The 14659-nt window shown below is 65.2% G+C and carries 13 protein-coding genes; 6 read left to right on the top strand and 7 right to left on the bottom strand.

The window, feature by feature from the left end; translation table 11 throughout:
* Nucleotides 1–194: 194 nt before the first annotated feature.
* The 4 genes from QMZ05_RS13790 (at nucleotide 195) to QMZ05_RS13775 (ending at nucleotide 4683) form a co-directional block, all read left to right on the top strand.
* A complete protein-coding gene (locus tag QMZ05_RS13790) occupies nucleotides 195–1646 on the top strand; it encodes a D-alanyl-D-alanine carboxypeptidase family protein (RefSeq protein ID WP_353701238.1) in 1452 nt (483 codons plus the stop codon).
* Nucleotides 1647–1823: 177 nt separating this feature from the next.
* Nucleotides 1824–3506: a long-chain fatty acid--CoA ligase gene (locus QMZ05_RS13785; protein ID WP_353701237.1), complete on the top strand. Its 1683-nt coding sequence runs from the start codon at nucleotides 1824–1826 to the stop codon at nucleotides 3504–3506.
* A 25-nt stretch (nucleotides 3507–3531) separates the two neighbouring features.
* Nucleotides 3532–4089: a DUF924 family protein gene (locus QMZ05_RS13780; RefSeq protein WP_353701236.1), complete on the top strand. Its 558-nt coding sequence runs from the start codon at nucleotides 3532–3534 to the stop codon at nucleotides 4087–4089.
* 108 nt (nucleotides 4090–4197) lie between these two features.
* Nucleotides 4198–4683 carry a peroxiredoxin gene (locus QMZ05_RS13775; RefSeq protein ID WP_050419364.1) on the top strand — a complete coding sequence of 162 codons (486 nt, stop codon included), beginning with the start codon at nucleotides 4198–4200 and terminating at the stop codon, nucleotides 4681–4683.
* Nucleotides 4684–4851: 168 nt separating this feature from the next.
* Here the strand turns inward: QMZ05_RS13775 and rnhA are convergent, their stop codons facing one another.
* The 3 genes from rnhA to ispH are packed head-to-tail and all read right to left on the bottom strand — an operon-like array spanning nucleotide 4852 to nucleotide 7261.
* On the bottom strand, nucleotides 4852–5313 hold the full coding sequence (gene rnhA / locus QMZ05_RS13770; RefSeq protein WP_353701235.1) for a ribonuclease HI: 462 nt from the start codon (nucleotides 5311–5313) through the stop codon (nucleotides 4852–4854).
* Complete coding sequence (locus tag QMZ05_RS13765; protein WP_353701234.1) at nucleotides 5301–6281, bottom strand: homoserine kinase; 981 nt, start codon at nucleotides 6279–6281, stop codon at nucleotides 5301–5303. The genes rnhA and QMZ05_RS13765 overlap by 13 nt, the downstream gene beginning before the upstream one ends.
* A 5-nt stretch (nucleotides 6282–6286) precedes the next feature.
* Nucleotides 6287–7261 (bottom strand): 4-hydroxy-3-methylbut-2-enyl diphosphate reductase, encoded by a 975-nt coding sequence (gene ispH, locus QMZ05_RS13760; protein WP_353701233.1) that lies wholly within the window; start codon nucleotides 7259–7261, stop codon nucleotides 6287–6289.
* Between the two features lie 241 nt (nucleotides 7262–7502).
* Between ispH and QMZ05_RS13755 the strand changes: the two genes are divergently transcribed.
* A complete protein-coding gene (locus QMZ05_RS13755) occupies nucleotides 7503–8198 on the top strand; it encodes a cell cycle transcriptional regulator TrcR (RefSeq protein WP_353701232.1) in 696 nt (231 codons plus the stop codon).
* Nucleotides 8199–8303: 105 nt separating this feature from the next.
* Here QMZ05_RS13755 and QMZ05_RS13750 read toward each other — a convergent pair whose 3' ends face one another.
* From QMZ05_RS13750 to QMZ05_RS13735, 4 genes are all read right to left on the bottom strand, one after another.
* The gene (locus QMZ05_RS13750; RefSeq protein WP_353701231.1) at nucleotides 8304–9395 is read right to left on the bottom strand and encodes an acyltransferase; all 1092 of its coding nucleotides are present in this window, start codon (nucleotides 9393–9395) and stop codon (nucleotides 8304–8306) included.
* Between the two features lie 4 nt (nucleotides 9396–9399).
* Nucleotides 9400–9672, bottom strand: a complete 273-nt coding sequence (locus QMZ05_RS13745) for a hypothetical protein (protein ID WP_074131779.1) — start codon at nucleotides 9670–9672, stop codon at nucleotides 9400–9402.
* 366 nt (nucleotides 9673–10038) lie between these two features.
* Nucleotides 10039–11946: a propionyl-CoA synthetase gene (locus tag QMZ05_RS13740; RefSeq protein WP_353701230.1), complete on the bottom strand. Its 1908-nt coding sequence runs from the start codon at nucleotides 11944–11946 to the stop codon at nucleotides 10039–10041.
* Between the two features lie 92 nt (nucleotides 11947–12038).
* Entirely contained in the window at nucleotides 12039–12809 is a 771-nt protein-coding gene (locus QMZ05_RS13735) for a hypothetical protein (RefSeq protein WP_353701229.1), read from the bottom strand.
* Between the two features lie 153 nt (nucleotides 12810–12962).
* Between QMZ05_RS13735 and QMZ05_RS13730 the strand changes: the two genes are divergently transcribed.
* Complete coding sequence (locus QMZ05_RS13730) at nucleotides 12963–14507, top strand: sodium:proton antiporter (RefSeq protein WP_353701228.1); 1545 nt, start codon at nucleotides 12963–12965, stop codon at nucleotides 14505–14507.
* Nucleotides 14508–14659 lie beyond the last annotated feature (152 nt).

Genomic DNA, 14659 nt, shown 5'->3' with positions numbered 1-14659 from the left:
TTTCCAATTGAGGCGGCTGCCGAAATTCAGCCGATTTCGTCCACGATATAATTGGCCGGCCTCTGTTCTCTGCTGGCAAGCCGGTATAGGGTTTGCATTGCCGCGACGCGGCGCCGGACACGCTTGAAACCCGTACGTCACATCGCAAGACCTCCTTTTTTCAAGGCGGGTCTCAAAGGACCGGAACCGGACTCGTGCATTTTCCTCGCCCGCTGCGCCCGTCGTTGAAATGGATTCTGGCCGTCGCGATGCTCGCCATCGCAACGCCGAAGATGGCGCAGGCCGAGGCGCTGCTGGTCGTCGAGGCCGATACCGGAAAGGTGCTGCAGGCCGACAATGCGACGATGCCGTGGTACCCGGCTTCGCTCAGCAAGCTGATGACGGCCTATGTCACGCTGAAGGCGGTCAAGGACGGCCGCGTCTCGCTCGACACGCTGCTCACGGTGTCGCCGACCGCATCATCGCAGTCGCCCTCGAAGATGGGCTTCCGGCCCGGCACCCAGGTCACCGTCGACAACGCGCTGAAGATGATGCTGGTGAAGTCGGCCAACGACATGGCCGTGGTGCTGGCCGAGGGCATCGGCGGCTCGATCGACGGCTTTGCCGGCGAAATGAACCAGACCGCGCAAAAGCTCGGCATGACGCAAACGAGCTACGTCAACCCGAACGGGCTGCCCGCCGACGGCCAGATCACCTCGGCGCGCGACATGGCGATCCTCGCCCGCGCCATCATCCGCGACCTGCCGGAATACGAGTATTTCGTCCACATCCCGTCGATCCGCTTCGGCCGCCGCATCACCCAGAACTTCAACAAGCTGATCGGCCGCTATCCCGGCGCCGACGGCTTCAAGACCGGCTTCATCTGCGCGTCCGGCTACAACCTCGTGGCGTCGGCGACGCGCGACGGCAAGCGGCTGATCGCCGTGGTGCTCGGCGCCTCCTCAGGCCGCATGCGCGCGATCCGCGCCGCGCAACTCCTGGATCGCGGCTTTGCCAATAACGGGCTGGCGTGGCTGCGGCCCTCGCTCGGCACCGTCGACAATCTGGTGCCGATCGATTCCACCCCGCCGAACCTGCGCGAGGAGATGTGCGGCGCCAAGCACAAGCGGCCCGCCAGCGACGAGGACGGCGAAGACACCGTCGCCAGCGCCGGAGCGAGCACCAACGGCGACAGCGGCGTGAGTTTCTTCGCCTCGGGCCTGCAGGCCGCGATGCCGACCAAGCCGGCCGACATGCTGGCGCAGCCGGCGGCGGCGTCCGAGCCGGTCGTGGTTTATACGGGGCCGACCAAGACCGGCGCTGCGCTGATCGCCGCGGTCGAGGCCGACACCGAGAAGCTGCAGCCGGTCAAGCGCACCAAGGGCAAGCACACCCGCGTCGCGGGCAAGAAGTCCGATACGGCCGATGACGCGAAGGGCGACGCCAAGAGCACGGCCAAGAGCGCAGCCAAGCCGGACGGCAAGCCGGTGCGTCACGCCAACGCCAAGCCGGATGCCGCAGCTGCGAAGCCGGCCGCGGACAAACAGGCCGCCGCAAAGCCTGCCGGGAAGCCGGCGACGGCGGCAAAACCGGTTGCCAAGCCCAAATCTGCTGACAAGCCAAAGGCCGACGCCAAGCCGAAGGCCGACGCCAAGCCGGCCGGCTAGCAGAGCGTCACCCCCTCCGATCTCGCAATGCGTCGATAGCGCGCAGCGGCTTGCCATTGGCCGCGGCATCGCTCAATACTGCCTGAAATACCGCGACCAAGAATAATACGACCAAGGGTCGAGAAACCCGGAAACAATCCGGGACGTCAGCCAAATTTGAGAGAGGGAAAGACCATTATGGAGCGCATCTGGCTCAAGCATTATCCGGCCGGCGTGCCCGCCGATATCGACGTCACGCAATATTCGTCGCTGGTCGAATTGCTGGAAGAGAGCTTCAAGAAATTCGCCGATCGCAAGGCGTTCATCTGCATGGACAAGGCGATCACCTATCGCGAGCTCGACGAGATGTCGGCGGCGCTCGGCGCCTACCTGCAGAGCAAGGGCCTGCAGAAGGGCGCGCGGGTCGCATTGATGATGCCGAACGTGCTGCAATATCCGGTCGCGACCGCAGCCGTGCTGCGCGCCGGCTATGCCGTGGTCAACGTCAATCCGCTCTATACCCCGCGCGAGCTCGAGCACCAGCTGAAGGATTCCGGCGCCGAAGCGGTCATCGTGCTGGAGAACTTTGCCACCACCGTGCAGAAGGTGCTGCCCAACACCGCGGTGAAGCACGTCATCGTCGGCAGCATGGGCGACCTGCTCGGCTTCAAGGGCGTGATCGTCAACCTGGTGGTGCGCCGCGTGAAGAAGATGGTGCCGGCCTGGTCGATCCCCGGCGCCGTCGGCTTCAACGAGGCGCTGTCGGCCGGCCGCGCCGCCAAGCTCAACAAACCGAAGTTGACGCTCGATGACGTCGCCTTCCTGCAATACACCGGCGGCACCACCGGCGTCTCCAAGGGCGCGACCCTGCTCCACCGCAACATCCTGGCCAACGTGCTGCAGAACGACGCCTGGCTGCAGCCGGCGCTGGCGAAGCCGCCGATCGTCGAACAGATGGTCATCGTCTGCGCGCTGCCGCTGTATCATGTCTTTGCGCTCACCGCATGCTACCTGCTGGGCATGCGGGCCGGCGGCACCAATCTGCTGATTCCGAATCCGCGCGACATGGCCGGCTTCGTCAAGGAACTGTCGAAGTACCAGGTCAGCTTCTTCCCGGCGGTCAACACGCTCTACAACGGCCTGCTGAACACGCCCGGCTTCGACAAGCTCGACTTCTCCAAGCTGAAGATCGCCAATGGCGGCGGCATGGCGACGCAAAGGCCGGTCGCCGAGAAGTGGTTGAAGGTCACGGGCGTCTCGTTGTCGGAAGGCTATGGCCTGTCGGAGACGTCGCCGACCCTGACGTGCAATCCCGCGACGATCGAGGAATTCTCCGGAACGATCGGCCTTCCCGTCCCGTCGACCTGGCTCTCGATCCGCGACGATGACGGCAATGAATTGCCGATCGGCCAGGCCGGCGAAATCTGCGCCAAGGGCCCCCAGGTGATGTCAGGCTACTGGAACAGGCCCGACGAGACCGCGCGCGTGATGACCGCGGACGGCTATTTCCGCACCGGCGACATCGGCGTGATGGACGAGAAGGGCTACACCAAGATCGTCGACCGCAAGAAGGACATGATCCTGGTCTCCGGCTTCAACGTCTATCCGAACGAGATCGAGGAAGTGATCGCAAGCCATCCGGGCGTGCTGGAGTGCGCGGTGATCGGCGTGCCCGATGCGAAGTCCGGCGAGGCAGTGAAGGCCTTCGTGGTCAAGAAGGACCCGAACATCACGGCCGAGGACATCATCAAGTTCAGCGCCACCCAGCTCACCGCCTACAAGGTGCCGAAGCAGATCGAGTTCAGGACCGATTTGCCGAAGACCAATGTCGGCAAGATCCTGCGTCGCGAGCTGCGCGACGAGAAGAAAGCCGCAGCGTAGAGCGTGAGTGGGACTGACGCTGGATATGACTGACGCGCGCATCGCGACGCCTGCCGACATCCTCGCGTTCTGGCTGAAGGCCGGCCGCGACCGCTGGTACAGTCACGACGACGGCTTCGATGCCGAGATCTGCAGCCGCTTCCTTGCCACCTGGCAGAAGGCGGCCGCCGGTGAATTGTCGTCGTGGGAGGCGAACGACGAGGGCGCGCTGGCGCTGACCATCGTGCTCGACCAGTTTCCGCGAAACCTGTTTCGCGGCGACGCCAGGACCTTTTCCAGCGATCCCTTGGCACGCGAGGTGGCAAGGCGCGCCATCGACCGCGGCGTCGACGCGCGGACCGACCCGATGCTGCGCGAATTCCTCTATCTGCCTTTCGAGCATTCGGAGGACCTGGACGACCAGCAGCGCTGCGTGACGCTGTTCCGGCAATATGACTGCCATCCCGATAACCTCAGATATGCCGAGGACCACGCCGACATCATCCGCCGGTTCGGCCGCTTCCCGCACCGGAATCGCGTGCTGGGCCGGCAGACCACGGCCGAGGAGCAGGTCTTTCTCGACGCCGGCGGGTTTTCCGGCTGATGACGGAACGGTGAATGGTTTCGGGCATTGCCGTTCTTCCGTCAGGCCGTATTGTGCCGTCCAACCGCCGGGTTTAAGACAATTCCGCTTCACCGAGGGAGAACACCGATGACGATCAATGTTGGCGACAAGCTGCCGGAAGCCAAGTTTCGCGTGATGACGGCCGAGGGGCCGCAGGTCAAAACCACCGACGACATTTTCAAGGGCAAGAAGGTCGCCCTGTTCGCGGTGCCCGGCGCCTACACCGGCACCTGCCACAAGATGCATCTGCCGAGCATCTTCCTCAACGCCTATGCCATGAAGAACAAGGGCGTCGACACCATCGCGATCGTCTCGGTCAACGATGCCTTCGTGATGAACGCCTGGAAGCGCGACACCGACCAGCGCGACGAAGCCGTGTTCCTCGCCGACGGCAATGCCGACTTCGCCAAGGCGATCGGTATGGAGCTCGACGCCTCCGGCAACGGCCTCGGCATCCGCTCGCACCGCTACTCGATGCTGGTCGAGGACGGCGTGGTGAAGAAGCTCAACAAGGAGCCGGCTCCGGGCAAGGTCGAAGTCTCCGGCGGCGACACGCTGCTCGGGCAGCTCTGAGCTGACGCTTCCCTTCTCCCCTTGTGGGAGAAGGTGGCGCGGATGCAATCCGCGCCGGATGAGGGGTTCTCTCCGCGGAGACAGACCCCTCACCCGTCCGCGATGCTACCGCATCGCGTCCACCCTCTCCCACAAGGGGAGAGGGCAAGATCGTCGAATTTTCCGGCCCTATCCCTTCAACTTCGCCATCGCCACGCCCTCGCGGGCCAGCTCGTCGGCGCGCTCGTTCTCGGCGTGGCCGGCATGGCCCTTGATCCAGTGCCAGCGCACCTCGTGCGGCTTCAGCGCGGCGTCGAGGCGCTGCCACAGCTCGACATTCTTGACCGGCTTCTTGTCGGCGGTGCGCCAGCCATTGCGCTTCCAGCCATGAATCCAGCCGGTGATGCCCTGGCGGACATATTGGCTGTCGGTGGTGACGTCGACCACGCAGGGCTTCTTCAGGGCTTCCAGCGCCGAGATCGCGGCCATCAACTCCATGCGGTTGTTGGTGGTATGCGCCTCGCCGCCCTTCAATTCCTTCTCGACCTCGCCGAACCGCAGGATCGCGCCCCAGCCGCCCGGTCCGGGATTTCCGGAGCAGGCACCATCGGTGAAGACCGTCACATGCGGCTTGTCGCTCACGCCGCGCATCCGGCCGGCGTGATGCCGTAGTCGTTCAGGCTTGCGACATTCTGATGGAAGCGCAGCTTGCGGACATATTCCAGCGGGTCCTTCGGCTGCACCAGCGCGCCCTCGGGCACGTTGAGGAAATCGACCAGCCGGGTCAGCAGAAAGCGCATCGCGGCGCCGCGCGCGAGCAGCGGCAGCGCGGCCTCCTCCGCCGCCGACAATGGCCGCTCGCGGCCATAGGCGTTGAGCAGCGCGCGCGCCTTGGTGACGTTGAAGGAATGATCCGGCTCGAAGCACCAGGCGTTGAGGCAGATCGCAACGTCGTAGGCCAGGATGTCATTGCAGGCGAACGGGAAGTCGATCAGGCCCGACAGCTTGACGCCGAGAAAGAACACGTTGTCGGGAAACAAATCGGCATGGATGACGCCGACCGGGAGGTCCGCCGGCCAGGAGGCTTCGAGATGATCGAGCTCGCGCGCGATGAAGTCGTGCAAGCCCACCTGCACGCTGTCGGCGCGCGCGGCGGCGAGATCGAACAGCGGCCGCCAGCCGGACACCGACAGCGGGTTCCTGCGGACCAGCGGAAAGTCGGCACCCGCAAGATGCATCTTGGCCAGCGCCTCGCCGACCCCGGAGCAATGCGCCACGTTCGGCCGCCGCGGCCACACGCCCTCGAGGAAGTTGATGATCGCCGCCGGCCGGCCGGCGAGCCGGCTCGTGACCTCGTCCTTGCGGTTGCGCGCCGGCTGCGGGCACGACACGCCGCGCTCGGCGAGATGCGCCATCAGCGACAGGAAATACGGCAGATCGTCCTCCGCCACGCGCTTCTCATAGAGCGTGAGGATGTAGGCGCCCTGGCTGGTGTGCAGCAGGAAGTTCGAATTCTCGACGCCCTCGGCGATGCCCTTGTAGGAGAGCAATTCGCCGATGTCGTAGCTTTTGAGGAATTCCGCGAGATCTTCGGCGGCAACGTCGGTGTAGACCGCCATATGGTCTATTCCGCCGCGGCAGCGTCGGGCCGCAGCGAGCGCGGCAGCGGGAAGAACTCGTTCTCTTCCGCAGCCGAGACCGTCTCCACGTGCAATTCATAGCGCTCGGCGAAGGCGCCCATGATCTCCTCGACGATCACCTCCGGCGCCGAAGCGCCCGCGGTGATGCCGAGGCTCTTGATGCCTTCAAAGCGCGCCCAGTCGATGTCGCTGGCCCGTTGGGCAAGAATCGCAACCGGGCAGCCCTCGCGCTCGGCGACCTCGCGCAGGCGCTGCGAGTTCGACGAGTTCGGCGCGCCGACCACGATCAGGGCATCGACCACCGGCGCCACCTTCTTCACCGCAAGCTGGCGGTTGGTGGTGGCGTAGCAGATGTCTTCCTTGTGCGGACCGTTGACGTTCGGGAAGCGCTCCTTGAGCAGCGCCACGATCTCCGCGGTGTCGTCGATCGACAGCGTGGTCTGGGTCACAAAGGCGAGATTGTCCGGATCCTTCGGGACGAAGGTTTTGGCATCCTCCGCCGTCTCGATCAGGGTCACGGCGCCCTCCGGCAGCTGGCCCAGGGTGCCGACCACCTCGGGATGGTGGGAATGCCCGATCAAGAGGATCTCGCGGCCACGCTTGAAATGGATCGCCGCCTCGCGGTGGACTTTGGTCACCAGCGGGCAGGTCGCGTCCAGCGAGAAGAAATTGCGGGATTTGGCCTCGGCCGGAACCGACTTCGGAACACCATGGGCCGAGAACACCACCGGAGCGTTGGTTTCGTCGGGGATTTCGGACAATTCCTCGACGAAAATGGCGCCTTTGGTCTTCAGGCTGTCCACCACGTACTTGTTATGGACGATTTCGTGCCGGACATAGACCGGGGCGCCATAAATGGTGAGGGCGCGCTCGACCGTGTCGATGGCGCGGACCACCCCGGCGCAAAAGCCGCGGGGGGAACAAAGCACGATTTTAAGATCGGGTTTTTTCGCTGACATCGGGCTGGTCTCGGGGCTGTCTCGGGGCAATTTCGGGACCGAATCACCCCTCGCCGGCGGGCGGGGAACGGCCAGTTAAGGTAAGGACTTGGGACTGCTTTCGGGCGCTGTCAAGGCGATTTTGCTGGCCCATTGCGCCATTCCCCCCGGAGGGCTTATATAGGCGGCATAATTCCCGTCATCGCCGATGACTACCAGCTTCGCCTCGACAGAGGTGGGCGAAGCACAAAGGAGATTTGCCATGAGCAACGCACCGCTGATGCCGAAGGCGACTGCCGTGTGGTTGGTCGACAATACCGCCCTGACCTTCGATCAGGTGGCCGATTTCACCAAGATGCACCCCCTGGAGGTCCGCGCCATCGCCGACGGCGACGCCGCCCAGGGCATCAAGGGCATGGACCCGATTTCGAACGGCCAACTGACCCGCGAGGAGATCGAGCGGGGCGAGCGCGACCAGAACTACCGGCTCAGGCTCCAGGAGAGCAAGGTTGTGCTGCCGACCGCCGCCAAGAAGAAGGGCCCGCGCTACACCCCGGTGTCGCGCCGCCATGAGCGGCCGAGCGCGATCCTCTGGCTGGTGCGCAACCACCCCGAGCTGAAGGACGCCCAGATCATGCGGCTGGTCGGCACCACCAAGACCACGATCGCGAGCGTGCGCGACCGCACCCACTGGAACGCCTCGACCCTGACGCCGATGGACCCGGTGACGCTCGGCCTGTGCTCGCAGATCGAGCTCGATTTCGAGGTGCAGCGCGCCGCCAAGGAGAAGCCGACTACGACGGTCTACGGCGGCGCCACGCTGCTGCCGGCCTCCGAGACCACGCGCAAGGACGAGCTGGACGATCAGCCGATCGAGCGGCACGACGATCTCAACGTCGATGCCGTGTTCGCCAAGCTGAAGACGATCGGCGGCAAGAAGCCCGACGAGGAAGAGTAAGCGGACGTCGCAACGCGACGAGCGGAATACCAAACGCGGCGGGCGAAACCCGCCGCGTTTTTATTTGGGGCCACGAATAGCCTTGATCCCCGCGCGCGCTTTGGATCAGCCGAACGAGAAGCGCCGATGGGCGAAATCGAGCAGCGGACGTTCGAAATATCGGTAGCTCAGGGCACACAGCCCGAAGGTCAGCACGAGCGCGCCGAAGGTCAGCGAGATGCCGGCGAGGCTCTCGATCGTTCTCGGCTCATGGAGCACGGCGAACAGCAGGTACACGATGACGTGGTGGGTGAGATACGCCGCGTAGGAGGTTCTGGCGAAGAAGGTCGCGACCGAACTGCGCAGCAGTGCGAGTGTTGGCGAACCGCGATTTTCCAGAACGACGAACAACAGGGCACCGAAGAAGATCTCGACCTGGGTGTGCGAGAACGCCACCGACCAGCGCTTCCATCCGAACAGCCACAACAGCGGAAGCGAGACGCTCGACCATTTGAGGATGTTTGCGACAAGCCTGGAGATCTCGGCATCCGGCTTGCGGTAGAGGCGCCACCAGGCGATCAGCGCGCCGATCGCAAGCGAATCGATCCTGAATTGCGGCAGCACGTACCAGCCATAGGCGTCCGGCAGCGCGCTATCGATCAGGCGTCCGATCGGGCAGATCAGGATCGGCACCAGCAGGATCGCGAACAGCCGCTCGGGCGGAATGTTCCGGACCAGCAATGGAAACAGCAGATAGAACTGCTCCTCGATCGCGAGCGACCAGGTGACGGCCAGGAAGTAAGCGCCGTCGGTCTGGGCCTTCGCCATGCCGAAATTCTGCAAGCCGAAGAGATAAAGCCAGCCGGGCACGCCCCTGGTGTCGAACAGATCAGGGCTGAGCGAGAAATACCAGCCGATCAGCGCGCAGCCGCACATCAGATAGTAGAGCGGCCAAATCCGGAACGCGCGCCTGCCGTAGAACGCCGAGTAGTATCGTTCGGCCGCGCGGTGGCGCAGCAGGATATCGGTGATGAGATAGCCGGACAGAATGAAGAACAGGTCGACGCCGAAGCGGCCGGCATGCAGCAATTTCCACGGCAAGCCCTGCGGCCCGTCCGGCGCGCCGAAATAATGCCAGATGACGACGATCAGAATCGCGATCGCGCGCAGCCCGTCGAGCTCTCCGATCCTGTCACGTTCCGGCAGGGCCGCAATCACCGCGCTAGTGCCGGTCCGGATTGTTCATCATGTATTCGCCGAGATCGCGCTGCCGCCGGTCGGAGCGGACTTCGGCGTTCTGGCGCTGGACGTCGCGGTCCTTGCGGCAGGCGACATATTCGGGCGAGCCGACTGCAACCTTGCCGCCCCCCTGGCAGTACTGATCGTCGTCGCCCATGCTCTCCGCGATCGGCGATCGCCCGCGTTCGAGGCAACCTGCCAGCAGCGGCAGTGCGAGCAGCAATGCGAGAGGCGCGCGTGCGGAAATGGATCGCATCCGGTGGTCCGTATCTCGTGGCATATGACAGGGAAGGCCGGGATGACCCGGCAATCCATCAAAATCAAGGCCATTTTGCTTCCGGATGCGTTTCGAGCGCGGCCCGATTGCGCGATGGCGCGCGCAGCGGTCATCTCGCCCGGGGCCACCCCTCTCCCCACCCTCCCCCGCAAGGGGGGAGGGAGCCTGACCAATGTGCTCGCCTCACGTGACGCAGTGTCAACTGCACGCACCTCCACTCACCTTACGTGAGGGAGGCACCGGCGGACGGGTTCCCTCCCCCCTTGCGGGGGAGGGTTAGGGAGAGGGGTGGCCACACCGGCGGTCTATCCGAAAGCGCGCATAGCACACCAACAACGATCGCAGTTACGCCTTCCCCTTCAGCGCCTCGCCGATCTCGTCCAGCACCTTCGGGTCCTCGATCGTCGCCGGCATGGTCCAGGGCTCGCCGTCGGCGATCTTCTTGATGGTGCCGCGCAGGATCTTGCCGGAGCGGGTCTTCGGCAGCCGCGCCACCGTGATCGCGAGCTTGAAGGCGGCGACGGGGCCGAGCTTCTCGCGCACCAGCGCGACGACCTCCTTCTCGACTTGGTCCGGCGCCTTGGTCACGCCGGCCTTCAGCACCAGGAAGCCGCAGGGCACCTCGCCCTTGATCGCATCCTTGACGCCAAGCACAGCGCATTCGGCGACATCAGGATGCGAGGCCAGGATCTCCTCCATGCCGCCGGTCGAGAGCCGGTGGCCGGCGACATTGATGATGTCGTCGGTGCGGCCCATCACCCAGACATAGCCGTCGGCGTCCTTGTAGCCGGCGTCCGAGGTCTTGTAGTAGCCGGGGAATTCCGAGAGATAGGCGTCGCGGAAACGATCGTCCTGCTGCCACAGCGTCGGCAGGCAGCCGGGCGGCATCGGCAGCTTGATCACGATCGAGCCCATCGTGCCGACGGCGACCGGCTTTGCCGCCTCGTCAACGATGTCGACCTGATAACCCGGCATCGGCACTGTCGGCGAACCGTGCTTAACCGGCAGCATGCCGAGGCCAACCGGATTGCCGGCGATGCACCAGCCGGTCTCGGTCTGCCACCAGTGATCGATCACCGGCACCTTGAGCTGCTGCTCCGCCCATTCCACCGTCGGCGGATCGGCGCGCTCGCCGGCGAGAAACAGGGTGCGGAAGCTGGAGAGATCGTAGTTCCGGATGAACTTGCCCTCGGGATCTTCCTTCTTGATGGCGCGGAACGCGGTCGGCGCGGTGAAGAAGGCGACCGCCTTGTGCTCGGAGATCACGCGCCAGAATGCGCCGGCATCCGGCGTGCCGACCGGCTTGCCCTCATACATGATCGTGGTCGCGCCGTGGATCAGCGGGCCGTAGACGATGTAGGAGTGACCGACCACCCAGCCGATGTCGGAGCCGCACCACCAGATCTCGCCGGGCTTCACGCCGTAGAGATTTTCCATCGACCATTTCAGCGCGACGAGATGGCCGCCATTGTCGCGCACCACGCCCTTCGGGATTCCGGTCGTGCCCGACGTGTAGAGGATGTAGAGCGGATCGGTGGCCGCTACCGGCACGCAGGGCGCGGTCTTGCCGGCATCGAGCGCGGCACGGCGGAGCGTCGCCCAGTCATGGTCGCGGCCCGCGGTGAGCTCGCACGCCTGCTGCGGCCGCTGCAGGATGATGCAGGTCTCGGGCTTGGCACCGGCAAGGCGGATCGCTTCGTCGAGCAGCGGCTTGTACTGCACAATGCGCCCGGGCTCGATGCCACAGCTCGCCGAGAATATCAGCTTCGGCTTGGCATCGTCGATGCGGGTCGCGAGCTCCTTGGCCGCAAAGCCTCCGAACACCACGCTGTGCACCGCGCCGATCCGCGCGCAGGCGAGCATCGCGACAACGGCCTCCGGCACCATCGGCATATAGAGGATGACGCGATCGCCCTTGGCGACGCCGAAATCCTGCATGACCGCGGCCAGCGTCTGCACTTCCTTCAGCAGCTCGGAATAGGTGAATTTGGTGATCGTGTTGGTGAGCGGGGAATCGTGGATCAGCGCGACCTGGGAGGCTCTGCCGCCGGCGACATGGCGATCCAGCGCGTTGTGGCAGGTGTTGACCACGGCACCAGTGAACCAGCGTCCATAGGCGCCCGCGGAGGGACCGTAGATCTTGCTGGCCGGCTCGATCCAGTCGATCTCGCGCGCCGCTTCCGCCCAAAACCCCTCGGGGTCCCGAAGCGAGCGGGCATACACCTCATGATACCGGCCCTGCTGAATGTTCATCGCGTTTCTCCCTCGCGCGGTCGCGCGTCATTTGCCGACCATTGTCACGGGAAGCGGCCGCGTTTCAAGCCGTAAACTGACCGACCTTGGCACTAGTAGCCATCGGCTCCGTTGATCTGCTGCAGCCGCTCGCGCATCGCCTTTTGCAGGTCGTAGCCCGGCTTGCCGAATCCGGCATTGCGGCGGGCGATGAAATCGTCCTGCGCGCGTTGCAGCTCGCGCGCCTGGCGCGGATCCCCGGCCTCGCGCACCGCGCGAAAGGTCGATGCGCCGATCTCGCGATCGAGATCGGCGAGCGCGGGATTGCCGCAGATCGCTTTCTCCACCGGGCGACGCGCCTTGCGGCAGTCGAAGCTCGGCTTGCCGGCGACCGCCATCATCGCGCCGATCCGCTCCAGCTCCAGCGACAGCGATTTGTAGTTGGCCTTGGCCGCGGCATGGTTCGGGTCGAGCTTGACGGCGGCGCCGAAATCCATGATCGCCTTCGGCCGGTCGCCCTTGCGCCGCCACAGCTCGCCGCGCGCATTGTGCGCGTCGGCCAGCGATGGATCGAGCCGGAGCACGGTGTCATAGTCCGTGATCGCGCGGTCGATCATCTGCTTGCGGTCATAGGCACCTGCGCGCGCCAGCAGGGCCTTGACGCGATCGGGCTTGGCCGCCTTCTCATTGTCGATCAGCGCGCCGCAGACCTCGATGGTCTTGTCGTCATCCGTCGCCGCAGCGGCGGCCATGCAGGGGCCGGCATCGGCCTGCACATCCTTGCCGGGTTCGCTGCTGGTCGCGCGCGCACCGCCTGTGGTCAGCGCGCCTAACAGGCAAAGGCATAGCAGCGCCACAGCCAGATTTCGAGAGTTGCGTCGCATTCCCATCCCCGACAAGACATCCCGCGCCTGTATCACCGGCCTCCGATTTCGGGCGGTGCCATTTGCCGCAAAACCACACGCTGGATTATACGTCAATTGCGACGATCGGCTGCACTCTGAGCCGCATCTGGAGCCGCACCTTGGGGGTTCGTCTTGCTGACATTCGAATGGATCATCGGCCTGTTGCTCGCAGCGGTAGCGCTGTCGGCGCTGGCGCGGCGGATCAAGGTGCCCTACCCGACCTTCCTTGCGCTCGGCGGCGTGCTGCTGACCCTGCTGCCGTGGGCCCCGACCTGGGCGCTGGAACCGAAGCTGGCGCTGGCGCTGTTCGTCGCGCCGGTGCTGCTCGATGCCGCCTTCGACACCTCGCTGCGCGATCTCCGCAACAACTGGCTGCCGGTCTCGACGCTGGTGGTGGTCGCGGTCGGTGTCACCACGGCCGCGGTCGCCGTGGTCGCGCATTGGCTGCGCCCGGATATGCCCTGGGCGGTCGCGATCGCGCTCGGCGCCATCGTTGCCCCGCCGGACGCGGCTGCGGCCACCGCGATCCTGCGCCAGGTCAGCCTGCCCTACCGGATCCAGAAGATCCTCGAGGGCGAAAGCCTGCTCAACGATGCGACCTCGCTGTTGATCTATCGGGTCGCGGTCGGCCTCGTCGCCGCCGAACACATGAAGATCCGCGAATTCGTGCCGTCGATCACGATCGCGCTGGTCGGGAGCCTTGCCGCCGGCTACCTGTTCGCGCAGGTCTGGATGATGATCACCCGCCGCATCACCGAGGCGCCGAGCGCGATCATCACGCAGTTCGGCGGCACCTTCATGGTGTGGATCGTCGCCGAGCATCTCGGGCTCTCCGGCATCCTGACCATCATCGCCTATGCGATCACCATCGCCCGCACCGCGCCGGCCCGCACCTCGGCGCGGCTGCGCGTGTCGTCCTATGCGGTGTGGGAGACCGTCGTGTTCGTGCTCAACGTGCTCGCCTTCATGCTGATCGGCCTGCAATTGCGCCCGATCTGGTCCGAGCTCGACGCCGAGGTACGCTGGAAATATTGCAGCTTTGCCGCCGCGATCCTCGCCGTCGTGATCCTCGCCCGCATCCTCTGGGTGATGCCCTACGGCGCGCTGTTGCGCACGCTGAAGGCGCGGCATTGGCTGCCCGCCCATGTGGTGGACGCGGTGCCGACCCTGAAGCGCGGCTTCATCGTGTCGTGGTGCGGCATGCGCGGCATCGTCACGCTCGCGGCCGCGTTCGCGCTGCCTGAATGGTTTCCGTATCGCGACCTGATCCTGCTGACGGCATTCGCCGTGGTGCTCGGCTCGCTGGTGATCCAGGGCCTGACCTTGCGGCCGCTGATCCTGGCGCTGAATTTCGCTGACGACGATCCGGTCGGGCGCGAGGCGGCCCATGCCCGCAGCGTCGCGTTTCGCGCCGCGCTCGACGAGATCGACGCCGATCCTTCGGAGGAAGCTGAAATCCTCCGGCTCGAATACCGCGCCGTGCTGCTGCGCGCCGAGAGCGACCCCGATGGCGGCCTGTTCTCGCGCGAACTGCCGGCCGATCCGATACGCCGCCGCGCCATCGCGGCGGCGCGGCAGGCGCTGCTCAAGCTGCGCCGCACCGAGACCATCGGCGACGATGCCTTCCACCTGGTCGAGGAAGAGCTCGACCGCGCCGAGCTCAGCGTCGAGGCGTAGCGCGTGAAGAGATCAGGATGAATAGCCGCCGCGAAGGCACTGCGCTCCCTCTCCCCGTTCTTTACGGGGAGAGGGTTGGGGTGAGGGGCTGTCTCCGCGTAACCGGCGATAGCGGCATTTGCGGAGACTCCCCCTCACCTGGAATGCATCTA

Origin of the sequence: Bradyrhizobium sp. INPA03-11B, from assembly GCF_040446015.1 — a bacterium.
Taxonomy (GTDB): Bacteria; Pseudomonadota; Alphaproteobacteria; order Rhizobiales; family Xanthobacteraceae; genus Bradyrhizobium; species Bradyrhizobium macuxiense_A.
The sequence above is the reverse complement of the archived record's forward strand: the minus strand, read 5'-3'. Positions and strand labels throughout refer to the sequence as shown.